Raw genomic sequence first — 19393 nt, forward strand, 5'->3', positions numbered from 1 at the left:
CGGGCGGCCTTCGTCTCCCGACTGAGGCGACCCACGCATCCGGACTCAGCCGGGCTTCACTTCCGGGTTCAGACGCCCCACACCCCCAGCCGGCCGGCCACCTCCCGGACCGCCGGCACGTCCTGGTCCAGCCAGTCCACGTCCCAGAGTTCTCCGGGCGCCAGCCAGCGCAGCGCGTCGTGGTCCTGGAGGGGCTTGGGCTCGTCACCGCCGGGGAGGAGGCGGGCCACCCACACCTGTAGGACGTACGGCGACCTCAGGGGCCACTGCCCCGGCACCCGCTCGACCACCTCGGCGTCCACGCCGAGTTCCTCACGCAGCTCCCGCACGAGCGCCGCCTCGGGCGTCTCGCCGGGTTCGACCTTCCCGCCGGGCAGCTCCCAGCGCCCGGCCAGCTCCTCGGGCGCGCTGCGCCGGGCCGCGAGCAGGCGGCCCCCCTCCAACAGTGCGGCGCCGACCACGATCCGTTCCGTCATGCGCCGGAGCCTACGGGAGCGGTGACATCTCAGCGGTCGGCGCTGTCCCCGTTCTGCGCGAGCCGCTCGACCCAGTACAGCTGCTTGTGCCCACGGCTATCGAGGCTGTCCGCGATCTTCTGGGCCTCGGCCCGTGTCGCGTACCGGCCCACGCGATAGCGATTGCCGTTGTCGTCCTGTCGAACGACGAGCCAGGGAAGAGTGATCGTGCTGTCGTTCATCGCGCCCCACTGCTCCTTCCCGCCCACGACCGCCCGAGTCCCGCTCGCGGCCTGTGCCGTGCCCCGCCCGCTAAGGAAACCGCAATCCGCATATGCCCGAGCCTACGCCTAACCTTTACGCAGCGAATACGGCTTTTCACAAAGAGGTACGCAACCAGCCAAGTCGCCGGGGGCGCGCGGCATCGAATGCGCCGCGCGCAGGCGTCGATGCATCCGGTCACGGGCATATCGAACACGCCTGTCGCGACCTGCGAAAACCGCCAGTTTCCAACGGCCGCGGGAGAGGCGGGAGTTGGAGCTCAGGCGACGACAACTGCCGTAGAGGTGTGCGCTACTTCACCAACGCGTGCGCTACTCCATCACCGAGTGCGCTACTTCACCGGGAGGTGGTACGCGACCCGGTAGCGGTCCGCCGGGATCACCACGTCCGCCGTCTCCACGGGGCGGCCGGACGCGTAGTACGTGCGCTGGACGACCAGCACCACATGGCCGGGGACGCCGCCCAGCGCCAGCAGTTCCTCCGCCAGGCCGGGGCGTGCGCCCACCTCCTCCGTGACGTTGTCCACGACGACGTCGATGGCCGCCATGCGCTCGACGACGCCCATGCCGCCGAGCGGGCCCTCCTCGGGCAGCATCACGGGCGTACGGCCGGTGACGGCGAGAGGCTCCCAGGACGTGGAGAGCATCATCGGCTCGCCCGCGTCCCGGAAGACGTACCTCGTGCACATGACGCGGTCGCCGGGCCGGATGCCGAGCCGCTCGGCGATGGCGCCGCTCGCCTCGGCCTGCTCGCTGCTGGACTCCCAGGTGCCGCGCGTCTCGCCGTCGGCCTGCTCCTGGCGGAAGGGGGTGGCACCGCTCGGCGGGCGGAAGCCGGAGCGGGAGATCCGGCGCGGCACGGGCCGCTCACGGACGTACGTCCCGGAGCCGGAGCGGCCCTCGACCAGCCCCTCGGCCATCAGCACCTTGCGCGCCTCCAGCGCGACGGTGTCCGAGACGCCGTACTCCTCGCGGATCCTGGCCTGGGAGGGGAGGCGGGTGTGCGGTGGCAGCGAACCGTCGACGATCTTCTTGCGGAGATCACCCGCGACGCGCAGGTACGCCGGCTGCTCACCGAAAGTCACTGGCCGCTCCCATCAGGCTGTACAGACAGCAACAGCGTGGCAACCGTGGGTTGTCCCATGCAAGCAAAGGCCAGAGAATCACTCGATGTGATGACTTGTGTCCGTGGAGGGCTTTACGCAGGCACTTTCTCCCCGCTATAGCCGCGCTCACACCTCCACGCCGGGCGCACTCCCGCTCTCGTCCACGCTGTCGTAGTCGTCCTCGTACGTCGGCACGGTGGTGTCCAGACCCAGAGCTTTGCGCGCCGTGACGGTCGTGGGTCCGTCGACGTACTCGTACCCGCTGTCGTAGTGCGTGTAGTACGTGTCGGCGTCGGTGGCCGCGGCCGCTCGCGCCCAGTCCTTGCGGGCGTCCTCCATCTCCTCGATCAGCTCGGCGACCGGCCGCTTCGCACCGGCCGGCCAGGTGCGCCCGCGCAACGCCTCGATCTGTTCGCCGAGTTCCGCATGGACGTCCTTCGCCCAGGCCCGGTTCGCCGCCAGGTCGTCCTCGGGGTATTCCTCGGGCTCCTCGTACAGCGTCGTGTCGATGGCGTTGGTCGCGGAGAGGAAGGCGATCTGGTCCGCGTCGAGGGTCGTCGAGTCGCCGCGCAGCGAGCCGGTCAGCTTGCCGTTCTCCCGCGTGCTGCCGAACAGGCAGGTGATCTCGCGGTCGCCGACGCGCCAGCTCTGCCGGGACGGGACGAGGTAGTAGACGTCCGCGTCGTCCGGTACGGCCCAGGTGTCCATGGCGTAACTGTCCTGGAGCGCGTAACACTTGTCGTCGGCGGTCCGCTCGACCTCGTCGTCGCCCGGGAAGGAGCCGCCCGGCAGCGTGACGACGGCGAACACCTCGCCGTCGTGCTCGCGGGCGCAGGGCACCTCGTCGATGTCGTAGGCCTCGCCCTCCAGGCTGCCGGTCGGCGTGTCGAAGCAGTCGCCCTTGGCGAGCGCGTAGGCGGTGCCCTCGCCCTTCGCGGCGTCCGTGAAGCCCTCCCAGAAGTCGGAGGCCGAGACTGTCGACAGCGTCAGCGCCCACAGCGCGAGGCCGATGGAGGACAGTACGGAACCGGCTATCGCCATGCCCTTGCCGCGCTCGCCCGTCTTCTTGATCTGCGCCAGCGCGATCAGGCCCAGCACCAGTCCCACGGCCGGCACGAAGCAGAGGATGCCGAGGACCAGGGCGCCGATGGCGACGCCGTTGACGGGCGTGGGACGGCCGTAGGGGGCGTAGGGGTGGTACGGGTACGCGTTCGGTCCCGGGGCGCCGGGTGCGCCGTGGGGGTACGGCGGCGGGGGGTACTGGCCCTGCGCGTACGGGCCCTGTGGCTGCTGGGGGCCGGAGGGCGGAGGTATGGACACGGGTACCGTGCTCCTGGTTCAGGCGGCGGGGCCGGGGGAACTGGCGTACGACTGGGCGAATCGTACGGCGATCCGGGCGGTCGACGGGCTGGTCGGCCGGTGGGGGTGCGCGTGGATGCCTGCGGCGGCCTGTGCGGCCTTGGTGGGGGTTCGCGTAGCGCCTGCGGGTGGGGGGTGAGTCGGGGCCGTGCCGGGGGGTGTCCGTCCTCGGTCCGGTGGTGGGCCTTGCGCTAGAGGTGCCGTTTCTTGACACCGGACTCTGCGGGCGGACACCCCCCGGCACGTCCCCTTCCCGCCGCGGGCGGCTGCGGGCCCGTGGGGGGACGCCGCCCCTTCGACGCCGGATGGCCTTATAACGGCTCGTCCTCGCGGTCGGCCCGGGGCCGTTCCGCGAGGACGAGGGGGATCAGTGGTTCAGGGCTAGAACTGGAGCGCCCAGGCGTCGATCCGTCCGGTGTCGACGTTCGCGTTGTCGCTCACGCGCAGTTTCCACGTGCCGTTGGCGGCCTCCGAGGAGGCGTTCACCGAGTACGTGGTGTTGATGTTGTCCGAACTGCCGCCCGTGCCGTACGACTTGAGTGTGTACGCCGTGCCGTCGGGGGCGATCAGCTGGACCTGGAGGTCGCCGATGTACGTGTGGACGATGTGGACCTCGACCGCGAGGGCCGAGGGCGCGTTGCCGGAGACGCCGGAGACCGTCACCGGGGACTCGACCGTGGAGTTGTCGCTGATCGTGTAGTCAGCGGTGTTCTCGAAACGTGGGCCCGGAGGGGTCGTGGTGCCGCCGCCCACGTAGAGGAGTCGGTTGGGGGAGCCCGTGCCGGGGCTGGTGACTACGCCGGTCGTGGCGGCGGACGTCAGGGCCGAGGAGACCTGGGACGGGGTGGCCGAGGGGTTGGCGGCGAGGTGGAGCGCGGCCGCGCCCGCTACGTGCGGGGTCGCCATCGACGTACCGGAGATGGTGTTGGTCGCCGAGTCGCCGGTGTTCCAGGTCGACGTGATGGACGAGCCCGGCGCGAAGAGGTCCAGGACCGAGCCGTAGTTGGAGTAGCTCGCCTTGGCGTCCGTGCTGGTGGTGGCGCCTACCGTGATGGCCTCGGTGACGCGTGCGGGCGACCTGGTGGAGGCGTTGGTCGACTCGTTGCCGGCCGCGACGGCGAAGGTGACGCCGGAGGCGATGGCGTTGCGTACGGCCGTGTCGAGGGCGGTGTCGGCGCCGCCGCCGAGGGACATGTTGGCGACGGCCGGCTTGACCGCGTTCCGGGCGACCCAGTCGATACCGGCGACGACCTGGGCGGTCGTACCGGAGCCGGAGTTGTTCAGTACGCGGACGCCGACGATCTTCGCCTTCTTGGCGACGCCGTACGACGATCCGGCGACGGTGCCCGCCACGTGCGTGCCGTGGCCGTTGCCGTCCTGGGCGGTGTTGTCGTTGTCGATGGCGTCGTAGCCGTAGGAGGCACGGCCGCCGAAGTCGCTGTGGGTGATGCGGACGCCGGTGTCGATGACGTACGCGGTCACGCCCTGGCCGGCCGAGTCAGGGTATGTATACGAGCTGTTCAGGGGGAGGTTGCGCTGGTCTGCGCGGTCCAGGCCCCAGGAGGGCGGGTTGGTCTGGGTCGCGTCGATGCTGAAGGTGCGGTTCTGGACGACGGAGGCGACGGCCGGGTCGGCGGCGAGTGCCTTGGCCTCGGCCTCGGATGCCTCGATGGCGTAGCCGTTGAGGGCCTTCCGGTACGTCCGCTCGATGTCGGCGCCGTACTTCTCGACCAGGGCGCGTCCGGCCTCGGAGCCCGAACGGGCGTGGTCCGCCTTGAGGTTCACGAGGTAGCTGTCGGCCACGGCGTTGACCGCGCCCGCGTACTGGATGCGGCCCTCGGGTGCGGCCGCGGCGGGGAGAGCGGAGACCAGGCTCGCGGTGAGGACCGCGGTGGCCGCGGCACTGAGGGCGGCCAGTCTTCGCCGGGTGTCTCTTCGGGAGTTACGCATCACTGCCATCTGAGGGGTCCTCCTCGAGTGGTGGTGCGCTTGTGGGGGCGACACGAAGCGGACAGGAGCATGTCAATTTCCTGTGCTGTTGCCGTGTGTCAGCCGAAAGATTGAGGCCTCCACAGGAATTGCACAAGGGCCCTGCAGACAGAAGACGGCGACGCCCTCCAGGCCGGCCTCGCCGCCTGGAGGGCGTTCATCGCCGCCGGGTGATCCGCTCAGTCGCCGAAGGCGGTCGCGCGCGTGCGCTTCTCCCAGGCGGCGACGTCCTCCCGCACCTGGTCCAGGTGACCGAGTACGGCCGTGACCCCGTCGTCGCCCAACGGCAGCCGCAGCGGGGTCTCCTCGGCATCGAGCGCGGCGTGGCCGCAAGGAGGACGCGGGGCGGCCGCTGGTGCGGGCGCATGCGGAGGCGTGCCGAGCGGTGCCGAGGCCGGCGAGCCCCATGACGTAGCATCAACTTCCCGTTGTACACCTCACTTACGCCAGCGAGGCCACCGCCATGGCAGACAGCGAGACTCCGCCTTCCCCCTCGCCCAGGTCCTCGGACACCTCGCCGCTGATGGACGACGTGGTCGCCGGCGTCGTTCCGGAGGCGGCGGACGCGGATCCGCGCAGACGGAACCGGAAGATCCTCATCAGGCTGTGCTGGGTGGTCGTGAGCTCGCTCGTGCTGTTCCTGACGGCGAAGGGCACCGAGTGGCTTTTGTCGGAGCACGACGCGGAGGTCGCCAGCGAGGCCGACGACAAGGTGGACCGGCAGGGGCCCGCGTTCACGGCGAGCACCCGGGCGGACATGGACAACCCTGAGGCGACGCTCTTCGACAAGCCCTTCTCCGCCGAGGAGAAAAAGCCGCTCATCGGGCCGCGGAAGGATATTGCCCCCTACCGGGCCGCCCACCACGGACGAGGTGTCTTCTTCACCGACGTCTGGCACGAGAGCATGGGAGTCGGGACCCGGGGATACGCCCAGGCATGGATGGTGGACATTTTCAGCGACAGGAGAGCCACCCTCATCATCAACGGCATGCGGATGAAGGGACTTGAGTGTGTCCCCGCCAAGGCCACCACCGTGATCATCCACCCGGACGAGCGCGTCGCCACCTACGCCGGAGTGCTCTTCGACACCGCACGACCCGACACGCTGCTCATCGCCGACGCGGAGGACGAGCACTACGGGGAACCGTTCTTCAAGCACAGGACGATCGACCTCGGCAACGGCGCCGCACCCGCAGGACTGCGGATCCAGGTCACGTCCGGCACGCACGACTGCACCTGGAAGGCCTTCGAGGTCACCTACGTCGACTCCGACGGAACACACACCCGGGACATCACGAACAACGGCGAGGGCTTCGCCGTGCGCGGCATCGCGGAGAAGCAGAAGCAGGTCTTCGATGTCTCCGAATCCGGGATCGTGGAATGCACCCCGAAGCCCCCGACGTCCCGGCCATGCGACTACAAGTACTAGGGGCGCCTCGGGCGCTCGGATCGCCGTCAACCGGACTCCTGCCAGCTGTGCGGTGCGCGGAAGCCCGGTGTGCGTTCCGGGCGGCGCCAGCCCGCTGGGCTGTCGGGGCAGTGCGCCGCGGCGGAGTCGGGCCGGGTGGCGGCCCGGGCGAGGAGGACCGCGGTGAGGGCCGCTATCTCCTCGGCGCTCGCCCGGCCCCTCTCGACGCGGAGTTCGGCGCCGAGCGCGCCGGCCGTCGCGCTCACTGCGGCGGGTTGCCGTGCTTGCGCGACGGCAGGTCGGCGTGCTTCGTACGGAGCATCGCGAGCGAGCGGATCAGGATCTCGCGGGTTTCCGCCGGGTCGATGACGTCGTCGACCAGGCCCCGCTCGGCCGCGTAGTACGGGTGCATCAGCTCGGACTTGTACTGCTTGACCATCTCGGCGCGCTTGGCGTCGGGGTCGTCGGCCGCGGCCATGTCGCGCCGGAAGATGACGCCCGCCGCGCCTTCCGCGCCCATCACGGCGATCTCGTTGGTCGGCCAGGCGAAGGTCAGATCGGCGCCGATGGACTGGGAGTCCAGCACGATGTACGCGCCGCCGTAGGCCTTGCGCAGGACGATCGAGACCCTGGGGACGGTGGCGTTGCAGTAGGCGTAGAGGAGTTTCGCGCCGTGGCGGATGATGCCGCCGTGCTCCTGGTCCGCCCCGGGCAGGAAGCCCGGCACGTCGAGCAGGGTCACGATCGGGATGCTGCAGGCGTCGCACATCGTCACGAAGCGGCCGGCCTTCTCCGAGGCCGCGATGTCCAGTACGCCGGCCAGCGTCTGCGGCTGGTTGGCGACGATGCCCACCACCCGGCCGTCCAGCCGGGCGAGGCCGCAGACGATGTTCCGGGCCCAGCGCTCGTGGACCTCCAGCCAGTCGCCGTCGTCGACGAGTTCCTCGATCACCTTGTGCATGTCGTACGGCTGGTTGCCGTCCTGCGGCACGAGGTCGTAGAGCGTGGAGGTGAGCCGGTTCGGCGGGTCGTCCGAGGGGTGGACGGGCGGGTTCTGCCGGTTGTTGGAGGGCAGCAGGGAGAGCAGGTAGCGCACTTCCGCCAGACAGGTCTCCTCGTCCTCGTACACGAAGTGCGCCACCCCGGACGTCGTGGCGTGCACGTCCGCGCCGCCCACCGCGTTCTGGGTGAGCTGCGCGCCGGTGACGGCGCTGACCACGTCGGGACCGGTGATGAACATCTGCGCGGTCTCGCGCACCATGAACACGAAGTCCGTCAGCGCCGGCGAGTACGCCGCGCCGCCCGCGCACGGGCCGAGCATCACCGAGATCTGCGGGATCACCCCCGAGGCACGGGTGTCGCGGCGGAAGATCCCGCCGTAGCCGGCCAGCGCGGAGACGCCCTCCTGGATCCGCGCGCCGGCCCCGTCGTTGAGGCTCACGAGCGGAGCGCCCGCCGAGAGCGCCATGTCCATGATCTTGTGGATCTTCGCGGCGTGCGCCTCGCCGAGCGAGCCGCCGAAGATCCTGAAGTCATGCGCGTAGACGAAGACGGTCCGGCCGTCGACCGTGCCCCAGCCGGTGATCACACCGTCCGTGTACGGCCGCTTGTGCTCCAGCCCGAAGCCGCTCGCCCGGTGCCGGCGCAGCTGCTCCACCTCCTGGAAGGAGCCGGGGTCCAGCAGCAGCGCGATCCGCTCCCGGGGCGTCAGCTTCCCTCTGGCGTGCTGCGCCCGGGTCGCCTGCTCCCCCGGGCCGGCCTCGGCCCGCGCCCGGATCCGAGCGAGTCCGGCCAGGTGCTCACCGGTCACCTCGCCGGCCGGCTCACCGGTCACCTCGTCGGTCACGGACATGGTTCCTCCTTACGTCTCCTCGGCACGTCTCCTCAGCCGGCGTGCGCAGGCGCGCCCCGCTCGGCGGCGGCCACGCAGGCCCCCGTCCCCGAGCACAGGGCGGCGAACCCTCGGTCCACGTACACCGCCGGCGCCCCCTTCTCCTCGACGTGCACGGCCTGTACCTCGCCGAGCAGGATGATTGGTCGCCCGCGGGGTAGCGCTCGTGCACGGTGCACTCGACGACCGCGAGCGCCCCGTCGAGCACGGTCCCGCCCCGTGCGGTGCGGATGAACTCCCCGCCCGCGAACTTGTCCGCGGACTTGCGCGCGAAGCGCATGGCCAGCTCGGTGTGGTCGTCGCGCAGCACGCTCACCGCGAACTCGCCGCAACTGTCGAACACGGGGAAGGAGTTGGCCGTACGGGCCAGGCAGACCAGCGCGAGCGGCGGCTCCATCGAGACGGACACGAACGAGCTGGCGGTGAAACCGTGCGGGACTCCCCCGCGGTCGTGGGCGGTGACGAGCGCCACCCCGGCGGGCACCCGGGCCATGGCGTCCCGGAGCATTCCCTGGTCGGCGGCCATCTTCGACTCCTTAGGCGAGGCAGGTGGGCAGCCGCCCACCCTTGTAGGCGACCAGCTCCGCGAAGATCTCCATGGCGTCGCGTCCGGGCCTGCCGAGCAGCTCCTCGTGAGCCCGGTGCAGGTTGGCGACGAGACGCTCCGCGTCCAGCAGGCCGGCGAAGGCGCCGAGGTCCGCCTCGCGCGCGGCCTGCAGCGGTGTCAGCCCGCTGTCGGCCGCCTCGGCGGCGAGGTGCTGGACCCAGCGCAGATAGTCCCGGTTGGCGTCGAGCACCTCGGGTCCCGCCACCGGGCCGTGCCCGCCGACGACCACCTCGGGCTCCAGCTCCGCCAGCCGGTCGAGCGCGGCCAGCGTGCCGGCCACCGAGCCGACTTCGCCGGCTACGCCGCGACCTTCACCGAGGACGGCGAGTTCAAGCACTCCCCGGCCCTGCCCGCAGCCCACACCCGTGCCGGGATCATCGCCGTCCTGGAGGACTTCCACCAGAAGTTCGACGCCCGCAAGATCCAGCGCCGGCACTGGTTCAACCACGTGGCCGTGGACCAGGCCCCCGACGGCTCGATCACAGCGACGAGCTACTGCCTGGTCCTCACCGTCCACGCCGACGTCAAGGAGCCCGAGTTCGGCCCGAGCTGCGTCGTCCACGACGTCCTGGTCCGAGGCGAGAACGACGAACTGCTCCTGCGCTCCCGCCATGTCACCCACGACCACGTCTTCCCCGGCTGAGCGCCGAAGAGGCCGGAACGGGTCCGGCACGGGAGTGCAGAGGGGGTCGGGCGCGGCGAACTCGTCATCATCTGGAGCCGCACGGGCGGCGCCAACCAGAAGTGGATCACGGCCTGACGGATTGTTCAGTGCAGGTGAGGGTCTACTGATCAATCCCTTCCTGCGGAAGAGTCGGTCCCGGCCGACGGCTCCCCCCGCCGCCGGCCCTCCCGGACGGTCCCGCGCCCCGCGCCCCCCTGCGGTCGCGGGGCCGTCCCCATGCCCGGGCACGTCCGCGTCGGTGCCATGTCCGGACGACCGGCCGGGCGCCCTGCCGATCGCGGAGACGGGCGGCGTACGCGGCGCGATCGACACGACCGCCGAGCAGGTCTACGGCGACCTCACTCCGGAGCAGGCCCGCACCGCCCGGCGCATCCTGCTGCGGCCGATCGCACCCGGAGACGGCGCCGCCGTCACCCGGCGTCCCGGGCGGAGCTGGAACCCGGCGCCCAGGACGTCCTGGAACGCCTCGCCGCCGCCCGGCTGCTCACCCTGGACGGCGACACCGTCGAGCTGGAGAGGGCCTTCCGCCTTCGGCAAGCGCGTCCAGGACCCTCTTCCCAGTGCTGTGGACCCTGGACACCGAGGACCGGAAACACCCCGACGCCCCAGGGGTCGCCCAGGCCGTCATCAGCAAGGTGAAGCGCGACGATGTGATCCTGATGCAGACCTCCCCCCCCATTACCTTTTTGGTAGCCCCGCAATGGGGCGCCCGGCCTTCGGAGTTGGCATGACTTTCTCCCCCTGTCGATCGCATGTCTTGGGGGGTGGTGTCACCGGCTCCGGAGGCATCGACAGACCGCTGATTAGGGGCATGACCACCGGCTTCTTCGCAGGTCGGGAGGCTCTTCGTAATGTGGATGTGGCGATCGGTGCCGTGGGACGGCCGGGCGAGGACGACCGAAGGACGCACGTGATCGACGTCAGTGACATCGGCGCTTTCCTCGGCCTGGACGTCGGCAAGGGCGAACACCACGCCACCGCCGTCACCCCGGCCGGGAAGAAGGCCTTCGACAAGCGGCTGCCCAACAGCGAGCCGAAGCTCCGCGAAGTGTTCGGCAAACTGCAGGCCAAGCACGGGACCGTGCTCGTGGTGGTCGACCAGCCGGCCTCGATCGGGGCTCTGCCGCTGGCGGTGGCCCGGGACATGGGCTGCCCGGTCGCCTATCTGCCCGGCCTGACGATGCGGCGGATCGCCGACCTCTATCCCGGCGAGGCCAAGACAGATGCCCGCGACGCGTTCGTCATCGCAGACGCGGCCCGCGTCATGCCTCACACGCTCCGCTCGGTCGACCTCCAGGACGAGACCATCGCCGAGCTGGAGATGATCGTCGGCTTCGACGACGACCTGGCCGGCGAAGCAACCCGCATCAGCAACCGCCTGCGGGGCCTGCTCACCCAGATCCACCCGTCGCTGGAACGGATCCTGGGCCCACGCGTCCAACACCCGGCCGTGCTCAAGCTCCTCGACCAGTTCGGCTCCCCGGCCCAGATCCGCAAAGCCGGACGCCGACGGCTCATTGCGTTGATACGCCCGAAGGCACCGCGGATGGCCGAGCGGCTCGTCGAGGACATCTTCACCGCACTGGACGAACAGACCGTCGTCGTCCCGGGCACCGACGCGGCCGCTCTGATCGTCCCCAGCCTCGCCAACTCGCTCCGAGCGGTGCTTGACCAGCGGAAACTCTTGGCCACCCGGATCGAAGGAACTGCTGGAGAACCACCCTCTTTCCAAGGTCCTGACGTCCATGCCGGGGATCGGCGTCAGGACCGGAGCCCGCATCCTCATCGACGTCGGCGACGGCCGTTCGTTCCCGACCGCCGCCCACCTCGCCGCCTACGCCGGCCTCGCCCCCACAACCCGCAGTTCTGGCTCCTCGATCCGCGGCGAACAACCATCCCGCCGCGGAAACAAGCAGCTCAAACGGGCCTTCTTCCTGTCCGCGTTCGCGGCTCTGGCCGACCCGGCCTCCCGGACCTACTACGACAAGAAGATCAGCCAGGGAAAACACCACACCCAAGCCCTCCTCTGCCTCGCGAGACGACGAGCCGACGTGCTCTTCGCGATGCTCCGCGACGGCACCTTCTACGACCCCCAACCCGCCCCATCAGCTTGACGAAACCCATAGGGGCACCCCCCCTCGGCCGCCCCCGTCCCCCCAGATCCTGCGCACCCTGACGGCCGACGGCTATCACTTCGTCACCGTGAGCGACCCGCCCGCGACTCTCTGATCCGACCCCGTTGACCTGCATGTTTGCCAGATCAGCGACGAGGTGTTGGGTCACCCGCTCACAGCGGCCAAGCGGTCAACAAATCGCCGGGGCCGTAGGCGGCATCGAGCCCCGGACAGTCGACGCCGCTGCGCGAGACCGCCACGACTGGAACCGGTTCGCCGGTGAGGGCGGCCCGGTGTCGATGGAGAGCTGCCAGGTCATGCCGGTCGAAGGGCGACCGCTCCTGCCACTTGATGGAGCCGACGAAGAGCAGCTCCTTGGCGACGGGGGCGCGGTCCGCCCCGACGATGTCGATCTCGACGTCGTTGGTGCGGGTCCAGTAGCCGCCCAAGGCGGGGGCCGCCGGGAGCAGGTCGTCGGGCAGTATCCGGGCGAGCGCCTCGCGGATGAGCGGTTCGATCGCCCGACCGCGCCAACTGGTCCAACTGTCCCGAATCCGCGCCAAGGTCAGATCGCCCCGCCCGCGCTCGATCTCCTCCATGGACGGGCCCAGCAGGTGCAGCCAGAACCGCAGGTAGGGATCTGTCACCCGGTAGCGACGATCCTTCGACGGACGCAGCGACACGGGCAGCTCCGCGGCGACGATCCGCTTGTTCGCGAGCAGCTCCAGGGCTCGCTGCAGCGGCGTGGCCCCGATCCCGCCGGCCGCACGGGCGATGTTGGTGAAAGTCCGCTCACCACTGCCAAGAGCCGCCAGCACCGTACGCGCCTGAGCCTGCGGGGGAACTCGGCAGCCAACGAGCGCTCGGCCGACACCAGCAGGGCCGAGACCGGGTCATTCAGGGCCTCGCCGAGGAAGTCCCACAACCCCGCGCCGTGCGGCCACTCCGCGCAGATCAGCGGCAGTCCCCCGGTGACCAGCGCGGCGTCGAAGGCCTCCGCCGGTTCCAGCCCGAGCATCCTCCCCACCTCGGCGGGGTTCAGCGGTCCTAGCACCATCTCCCGGCCACGCTGATGAAAGGGGCGCCCGTAGCTGTTCAGAGCCTCCATCATCGACAGGTCGGAGCCGATGAGGACCAGCAGCACCGGCTTGGTCTCCAGCACCCGATCCCAGGCCCGTTGCAGCATCCCCTCGAAGGCGCCATCGACATCCATCAGGTACGGCACCTCGTCGATGACCAGCACGCTCGTCCGGTCGGCGGGCAGCGCCGCGGCCAGCACATCGAACGCGGCATCCCAGCTCTCCGGCCGCGCGGCGGCCACCAGCCCCGCCAACGGCAGCGTCGATGCCTGGGCATCCCGGGCCAGACGCGCCAGATCATCCCCGGGGGACGCACCGGTCGCCGCGTAGAACAAGAACGGGGCTCCGGAGCGCTCCGCAAACCGCTCGACCAGTCGCGACTTGCCCACCCGGCGCCGCCCACGCAACATCACACACCAACCGGGCCGCTCCCCGCCAACCCCTGCCGCCACCTTCTGCAGCTCTCGCTCCAAGGTCGCCAGCTCCTGCCGACGGCCCACGAAGTCCACCACGCCCGCCAACCTCCAGCACGTAACTAACGTCAATGTTAGTAACACTCACGTTAGCACCGTGAATGCCAGGCGCCATCCGGGTTGAGGAATTGCCACTCCAGCGCTTCGTGCCGGCAGTGGCTCAATTTCGAGCTGGCGCTCGTGCCAGACGAACCCCATCCCAAAGACGGCGCCCGCAGGGCGAGTTGGCCAGAAGGAGGCGTCGGCTCAGCGCTCCGGGGTCCATCTGTGGATCAGCTGGTGCTGCGCCAGGTCCTTGAGATGGTCGATCCGTCGCCGCGGTGTCCGCATGCCCGTTGCGGTAGGTGACCGCGGCATCGGTCGAGGCACGCCGCCGCCGCAGAAGCGCCGCCAAGGGACGGGCACGGACGGAGCGGCGCGCGCCCCGTCTCCTACCGAGCCCGCTCCCCGGCGGCTGAGCGCCCCGTGTCAGGCGCGGGAGACGCCGACGGCGTACCGGCGAGCAGGACCAGGGCTCGCCGGTCGATCTTGCGGTTGTGGGTCAGCGGGAACTCTGGCAGGCGGATGATCCGGCGCGGCAGGGCGTATGGCGGAAGAATCTCGGCCAGCTCACGGAGCATGGCTCCGGCGCTTTTCGGCTCGCCCACGTAGAAGGCCACCAGTTGCTCGTCGGCCAGTATTGTCACGGCTTCGCTGACGCCCTCACAGCTGCGCAGCGCGCCGTCGACCTCGGCCAACTCGACCCGCCTGCCGCGGATTTTGACCTGGTGGTCCCTGCGGCCGATGAAAGCGAACTCCCGGCCGGGGAGCCGGCGTACGAGATCACCCGTCCGGTACCAGCGGCGACCCCCGACGGAGAGAAAGCGGTCCCGGTCGTCCCCGGGGTCCAGGAAGCCGGGGAAGAGGTGGGGGCCGGTGATGCACAGCTCGCCTTCGATTTCCCCTTCGCCCAGATCCGGACAGTGGCTCTGCCCCGTACCGGGGGAAGCGATGACGCCCACCTCGTAGCCGTGTCGCGGTGAGCCGATCGGAAGGGCGTCGTTGACCGCGAGACGTGCCGAGGTGTCGCGGTCCCAGCGATGGGAGAAGCAGGTGATGGGCGTTTCCGTCAGGCCGTACAGGTTCTCTATCGCGGAATGCGACGCAGCGGTCTGCCAGTCCGCCGCGTCCTGGCGCAGCAGCGGCTCCCCGCAGAAGAACGTCCACCGCAAGGTCGGCAGGGAGCCCGGCTCCAGGGCGCCGTTCCGGCGCAGCAACGCCACGATGCTGGGCGCGGAGAGCCAGACCGAGATGCCGTGGTCGGTGATGAACCGCGGGAGCCTGAGGAAGTCCCGGGGCCTGGTCGTGACCACGGTCGCACCGGCGCCCCACGCGGAGAACAGATCGAGCATGGAGAGATCGAAGGTCAGATCGGCGACCTGGGAGAAGACATCGCTGCTCGAGAAGCCGTAGAGCGCGTGCACGGATTCGAGGTAATGCGAAAGGCCCCGGCTCGAAACCGCTACGCCCTTCGGTTTCCCCGTGGTGCCGGACGTGAACACCACATACGCATACTCTCGTGCGGGCGCGTCCGGATATTTTTCGACATATTTTTCGACTACGGCGTCGATCACCGGAGACTGCCCGTTTTCTGCTTCTGCGCGGATCACCTTGACCGATTCTTCAAGTGCGACCCCGCGGCTACGGAACTGTTCCAGGCTCGCCCCGTCCGCGACAATCGCTCCGACATTCGCGGATTCCATCATGATCCGCGTACGCGCCGGAGGATATTCCGGATTCAAGGGAACGGCCGTGGCACCGGCACAGCTGACCGCCAGGACCGCGATGTAGGCATGCGCGCCCCGTCCCATCAGGATTCCGACGCGCTCCGCCTCCGGTGCCGTAACGCGGATCTCCGCCGCGAGGGACGACGCCAGTCGATCGACGGCGCGGTACGAGAATTCACTCCTGCCGTCGCGTATGGCAAGGCCGTCCGGATTGGCTGCCAAGCCGATCCGGAACCAATCGGCCAACGAGACGGGACGCCCTGAGTGCGCGCGCTTGTCAAGCACTTTTTCGCCTGCCTTTCTTCCGTTCTTCAGGTGACGCCTCATGCCACTCGGGCGTCCGTTTTCCATAGCTATACGTAAGAATGTCGACCGCATCACAAGGGCCGCTGCAAGTTTCCGCAAGTTCTTGCATCCAGATCTTTTCGATGCTTGACTCATGGACTGGTCGAAGACAGCGTCGTTGACGGACAGGGGGAAGGCATGGTTGCCGTTGAGGCGGAAGCCGTTGCACGAGAAGGGCTCGACGAAGGGCTCGATGCGGCTCTTGACATTGCCGTTCTGGTGGCGAGCGAAGTCACGTGCGCGGGGCTCGAGGCTTTGTTGAGCAGACTTCCGGCGGTCGGCAGAGTGCGGGTGATCCCGCTCGATGCCGAGGTCCTGCCGGAGCGAATCAGGCCTGCCGATGTGCTGATCGTCGCCGCTGAGCAGTGGAGCATGCTGGAAAGCTGTACGGATGTCTCCGGCCTGCCCTCGACCCTGGTACTGGGAGACGATCTGTACGAACGGTGGAACGGGGATCTCTCCTCGCTGCCGGTGGACGGTTTCCTCTCTCTGAAGGAACTGTCGGTGCAAACTCTCGACGACGCGCTGAAGCGGGTGACCGTGGGCGAGATGCCGATTCCGTCCTCGCTCGCCAAACGCCTGCTGACCGGCAGTCGCGGCACGGCTTCCGCACCCGGCGTCATTCCGCTGACTTCTCGCGAAAACCAGGCGTTCGTGCTGCTCGCCAAGGGCCTGAGCAACAAGCAGATCGCTCGAAGCCTTGGCATATCCGTGCACGGAGCGAAGCGACTGGTCGGCTCCATCCTTCTCAAGCTGGGCGCCTCGAACAGGACCTCGGCAGTGGTCACCGGAATGAAGTCCGGGCTTCTGTGACCGCCGCGCCCCGTTGTCGGTGACCCGGATCCCATGTGTGGGCAACCACCCGGAACGGAGCGGACCCGACCAGCGCGACGGCGCCGACGTAGCCGGGCCGCACCGGGATGTCGTCGACGCGCCAATGCACCGCCGTCGGGTCTGCAGGCGCGCTGACGTGACACGCGCCCAGGCCGACCGGCAGTGACAGTGCCTGGCCGAGACGTGCCCCGACTGCTTTGACACAGGCTTCCTTCCGCGTCCACAGCGCGAGGAAGGAGGCCCACCGGCGTGCGGGCGGAGCCGATGCCACCTGCCGGCTCTCCTCGGGGCGGAAATAGCGGGCGGCGAACTCCCGAGGATCCAGCCCCGGCCGGGGGCGCTCGATGTCGACGCCGACGTCCCGGTGGCGGGAGACGGCGAGCAGCGCGGCACCCTCCGAGTGGCTGAGGCTGAAGGTCACCTCGTCGCCGGCGACCCGCGGTTTGCCCCAACGGCCCGTCACGATGGGGACCTGACGCGGTGGCATGGACAGACACAGACCCAGGACCCCGCGTTTCACTCCATGGGCGACGGCGAACCGATTCCGGTGCAGGTCGCAGGCCAGGCGACTGCGGCGGGCCTCCTCCTCGGGGCTCAGCGCGTCGACGAACCCGTCGACCGGGACGTCGAGCGAGAAGTGCCAGACGTGCACTTCGTGGCGCGCCGGCGCACTCGTCCGGTCCGGCCCGTGCGGCTGAGCGGTCATGTCCCGACGGGCCGTTCACCCGACGCCGCCGCGATGCCGTGCGGCCGACCACCGCCTCGCATCACATCGTTGAAGACGGACAGGCGCTGCAGGTTCGACGTGCCCTCCATGAACTCCAGCCCCTGCGCGTCCCTGGCCATCTTGTCCAGCCGAGGATGATCGAGCCGTGCGCCGGCGCCCAGGAGACTCAGCGCCTCCTGCGCCGTCCGGTCCGCCAGCCGCGCCGCCGCGAGCTTGGCCGCGCAGGCGAGCGCGCCGTCCGAGGGATCGGCGTCGACTGCCCGGGCCGCGCGGTAGGTGAGCTGACGAACGCTCAGGATCCGCTGGTCCATGGCGTCGAGCTGCTCCTGGACATGCCGTGGCGGTGTCCGTCGTTCCTCAACCACATATGCGTGGGCCGCGGCGGCGACACCGACGCCCATGGCGGCGATGACCGTCCGCCACAAGTTGAAGGTGCGCAGCCAGCCCCACATGCCCTGTCGGATGGCCGGAAGATGCCGCCCCAGCAGGTGTTCCCCCGGAACCCGCACCGCGTCCAGTGTGATCGCGCCGAGCTGGATGCCGCGCAGGCCCACGGTCGGGATGGGCTCGGCCGAGAACCCGGGTGTCGCGGTGTCCACGAGCACGGCCCGGATACCGAGCGGCCCCGGTGACATGCGGGCGAAGACCACGGCGATGCCGGCCCGGACGGCGTTGCCGACGAACCGCTTGCCGCCACTGAGGACCAGACAGTCCTCATCGGAGGAAGGGGTGAGGGAGGTCGCCATGGAGGTCGCGTCCGATCCCCGTTCGGATTCCGTCATCGCGAAGCAGGTCCAGGTCGGCCGTTCCAGCAGCCGGCCGTAGAACCAGTCCTTCTGCGGACGGTCGCCCAGGGCGTCGACCAGGGAACCGGCCATGTCCGGTCCGGGTACGGAGAGCAGAAGTCCGGCGTCGGCACGCGCTCCTTCCTCGAAGAAGACCACTCGCTCCAGCGCGGTCCTCAGGTCGAAACGCTCCCGCCCGATGACCAGGCAGGAGGGGGCGTACTCGGCGGGTATCTGCAAAGTGGCGGCTCCGGCCAGCAGCGGCAGGTCCACCATGCGCAGCACCGTGTCGGGATCCCGTTCCAGTTCGGCCGCGTACGGCAGGATGTCGGCGGTCCACTCCCGCACCTGTCCCCGGAGCAGGGCGAGACGTTCTCGCGTTTCCTTCACCGCTCACCTCCCACGGCGGCGTAGCCGCCGCACGGCCCGACGTACACATCGCACAGCAGCTCCGACGCGTAGGCCGCGCGCCCGGGGCCGGTCGCCATGTACCCACGGGCGCCCAGCAGCCGGAGCAGCATGCGATCGACCGCGGTCAGCCGGTCGTGCCAGTGCCGCAGACCCGTGCCGGACAGGGCGGCCGAGCCGGCCGCGACGAGGGCGCTCTCGATCTCCAGGTGCTCGACGGCGGCGTCGGCCACGGTGCCTTTGACCATCTGCTGCTGCAACAACGGGGAGCCCGAGAAGGTTCGCTGTCCGAGGTGGGCCGCGGCCAGGCCGAACAGCTGCCGGGAGTGCCCCAGCCGGACCCAGGCCAGTGCCGTGCCCCACCATCCGTCCCAGTCACGGGGCCCGGCCGCGTCCGAGTGCTCGGCCGACCGCGGCGGCTCCCAGCGCAGCGTCGTCAGGCCGGACCCGGCCAGCAGGACGGGTCCGGCCTCGGGGGAGCGGCTCGACGTCAGGTCCGCGTACCGTTCGCCGGTCCAGACCCGACGGGCGGTACGCGCCAACTCCACGGGCGCGATCACATGGCCGCGGACGCCGGCGGCCACGGTGTCCGGGCCCAGCACGCCGTGAAGCACCGTCAGCGCGACGACCAGGCCGTTCGAGGCGGCCTCGTCATGCCCCCGCTTCCAGAGTTCCGGGGCCTTCACCGCCTCCCGTGGCGACGGGGATCGGGAGTATTCCCGCACTATGCGCCCTCGAGCGCTCGGCGCACGTAGTCGACGAGACTGCCCACCTTCTCGAAATCGGAAGGTTCCAGCGTCTCCGGGTCGAACTCCACCCCGAGTTCCGTCTCCAGTTGCATCAGAAGTTCGAGAACGTTCGTCGAGTCGAAGTACAGATCGTCGAAGAACCTCGTCTCCGGCGACAACTCCGCTGGATCGCGCTGCACCATGCCAGCCACCGTTCCGATCACCTCTGCGGTGATGTCCCGGTGTTCTGTGCTCCTGCCCGTCATCGTGCCCGTTCCTCTCCAACGACCGCTGCGGCCGGAATTCGAAGTCTCCTCGGCTCCGCCTCTCAGGCGGCGCCGAGGAGTGAGGAT

General features: G+C 69.7%; 16 protein-coding genes and 5 pseudogenes. 5 read left to right on the forward strand and 16 right to left on the reverse strand.

All coding sequences use genetic code 11. The features are described from left to right. Window positions 1-68: 68 nt before the first annotated feature. From QQM39_RS14615 to QQM39_RS14640, 6 genes and pseudogenes are all read right to left on the reverse strand, one after another. Window positions 69-476 carry a (deoxy)nucleoside triphosphate pyrophosphohydrolase gene (locus tag QQM39_RS14615; protein ID WP_301997133.1) on the reverse strand — a complete coding sequence of 136 codons (408 nt, stop codon included), beginning with the start codon at window positions 474-476 and terminating at the stop codon, window positions 69-71. Window positions 477-505: 29 nt separating this feature from the next. Continuing rightward, window positions 506-697 (reverse strand): SPOR domain-containing protein, encoded by a 192-nt coding sequence (locus QQM39_RS14620; protein WP_301997134.1) that lies wholly within the window; start codon window positions 695-697, stop codon window positions 506-508. 371 nt (window positions 698-1068) lie between these two features. Further along, window positions 1069-1821, reverse strand: a complete 753-nt coding sequence (locus tag QQM39_RS14625) for a GntR family transcriptional regulator (RefSeq protein ID WP_301997135.1) — start codon at window positions 1819-1821, stop codon at window positions 1069-1071. A 147-nt stretch (window positions 1822-1968) separates the two neighbouring features. Next, a complete protein-coding gene (locus tag QQM39_RS14630; RefSeq protein ID WP_301997136.1) occupies window positions 1969-3162 on the reverse strand; it encodes a DUF4190 domain-containing protein in 1194 nt (397 codons plus the stop codon). Between the two features lie 420 nt (window positions 3163-3582). Continuing rightward, complete coding sequence (locus QQM39_RS14635; protein ID WP_301997137.1) at window positions 3583-5160, reverse strand: S8 family peptidase; 1578 nt, start codon at window positions 5158-5160, stop codon at window positions 3583-3585. A gap of 209 nt (window positions 5161-5369) precedes the next feature. Next, a pseudogene (locus QQM39_RS14640) lies at window positions 5370-5513 on the reverse strand (Short-chain oxidoreductase); the annotation flags it as partial. A gap of 140 nt (window positions 5514-5653) precedes the next feature. Here QQM39_RS14640 and QQM39_RS14645 point away from each other — a divergent pair. Continuing rightward, entirely contained in the window at window positions 5654-6619 is a 966-nt protein-coding gene (locus tag QQM39_RS14645) for a hypothetical protein (protein WP_301997138.1), read from the forward strand. A 26-nt stretch (window positions 6620-6645) separates the two neighbouring features. Here QQM39_RS14645 and QQM39_RS14650 read toward each other — a convergent pair whose 3' ends face one another. From QQM39_RS14650 to QQM39_RS14665, 4 genes and pseudogenes are all read right to left on the reverse strand, one after another. After that, entirely contained in the window at window positions 6646-6864 is a 219-nt protein-coding gene (locus QQM39_RS14650) for an acyl-CoA carboxylase subunit epsilon (RefSeq protein ID WP_301997139.1), read from the reverse strand. Then, complete coding sequence (locus QQM39_RS14655; RefSeq protein WP_301997140.1) at window positions 6861-8450, reverse strand: acyl-CoA carboxylase subunit beta; 1590 nt, start codon at window positions 8448-8450, stop codon at window positions 6861-6863. Before QQM39_RS14655 ends, QQM39_RS14650 begins: the two co-directional genes overlap by 4 nt. 32 nt (window positions 8451-8482) lie before the next feature. After that, a pseudogene (locus tag QQM39_RS14660) lies at window positions 8483-9015 on the reverse strand (flavin reductase family protein). 10 nt (window positions 9016-9025) lie between these two features. Then, window positions 9026-9325, reverse strand: coding sequence for a hypothetical protein (locus QQM39_RS14665; protein ID WP_301997141.1), 300 nt, complete (start codon window positions 9323-9325; stop codon window positions 9026-9028). Here QQM39_RS14665 and QQM39_RS14670 point away from each other — a divergent pair. The 3 genes and pseudogenes from QQM39_RS14670 (at window position 9308) to QQM39_RS14685 (ending at window position 11895) form a co-directional block, all read left to right on the forward strand. Next, window positions 9308-9739: a nuclear transport factor 2 family protein gene (locus tag QQM39_RS14670; protein WP_301997142.1), complete on the forward strand. Its 432-nt coding sequence runs from the start codon at window positions 9308-9310 to the stop codon at window positions 9737-9739. The genes QQM39_RS14665 and QQM39_RS14670 overlap by 18 nt on opposite strands. Then, window positions 9708-10148 (forward strand): annotated as a pseudogene (locus QQM39_RS46185) (hypothetical protein); the annotation flags it as partial. The gene QQM39_RS14670 and the pseudogene QQM39_RS46185, both read left to right, overlap by 32 nt. Before the next feature lie 543 nt (window positions 10149-10691). Next, window positions 10692-11895: pseudogene (locus QQM39_RS14685) on the forward strand (IS110 family transposase). A gap of 173 nt (window positions 11896-12068) precedes the next feature. Here QQM39_RS14685 and QQM39_RS14690 read toward each other — a convergent pair. Then, a pseudogene (locus QQM39_RS14690) lies at window positions 12069-13486 on the reverse strand (ATP-binding protein). A 392-nt stretch (window positions 13487-13878) separates the two neighbouring features. Beyond that, the gene (locus tag QQM39_RS14695; RefSeq protein ID WP_301997145.1) at window positions 13879-15540 is read right to left on the reverse strand and encodes an AMP-binding protein; all 1662 of its coding nucleotides are present in this window, start codon (window positions 15538-15540) and stop codon (window positions 13879-13881) included. Between the two features lie 105 nt (window positions 15541-15645). On the opposite strand from QQM39_RS14695, the gene QQM39_RS14700 reads away from it, so the two are divergent. Beyond that, window positions 15646-16371 (forward strand): LuxR C-terminal-related transcriptional regulator, encoded by a 726-nt coding sequence (locus QQM39_RS14700; protein WP_301997146.1) that lies wholly within the window; start codon window positions 15646-15648, stop codon window positions 16369-16371. Here the strand turns inward: QQM39_RS14700 and QQM39_RS14705 are convergent. The 4 genes from QQM39_RS14705 to QQM39_RS14720 are packed head-to-tail and all read right to left on the reverse strand — an operon-like array spanning window position 16343 to window position 19306. Next, window positions 16343-17098 carry a 4'-phosphopantetheinyl transferase superfamily protein gene (locus tag QQM39_RS14705; RefSeq protein ID WP_301997147.1) on the reverse strand — a complete coding sequence of 252 codons (756 nt, stop codon included), beginning with the start codon at window positions 17096-17098 and terminating at the stop codon, window positions 16343-16345. The two genes, QQM39_RS14700 and QQM39_RS14705, sit on opposite strands and share 29 nt — an antisense overlap. Then, complete coding sequence (locus QQM39_RS14710; protein ID WP_301997148.1) at window positions 17095-18294, reverse strand: acyl-CoA dehydrogenase family protein; 1200 nt, start codon at window positions 18292-18294, stop codon at window positions 17095-17097. The genes QQM39_RS14705 and QQM39_RS14710 overlap by 4 nt, the downstream gene beginning before the upstream one ends. After that, complete coding sequence (locus tag QQM39_RS14715; RefSeq protein WP_301997150.1) at window positions 18291-18998, reverse strand: hypothetical protein; 708 nt, start codon at window positions 18996-18998, stop codon at window positions 18291-18293. The genes QQM39_RS14710 and QQM39_RS14715 overlap by 4 nt, the downstream gene beginning before the upstream one ends. Before the next feature lie 38 nt (window positions 18999-19036). Continuing rightward, window positions 19037-19306 (reverse strand): acyl carrier protein, encoded by a 270-nt coding sequence (locus QQM39_RS14720; protein ID WP_301997151.1) that lies wholly within the window; start codon window positions 19304-19306, stop codon window positions 19037-19039. Window positions 19307-19393: the final 87 nt, after the last annotated feature.

The organism is Streptomyces sp. DT2A-34 (genome assembly GCF_030499515.1).
Classification (GTDB): domain Bacteria; phylum Actinomycetota; class Actinomycetes; order Streptomycetales; family Streptomycetaceae; genus Streptomyces.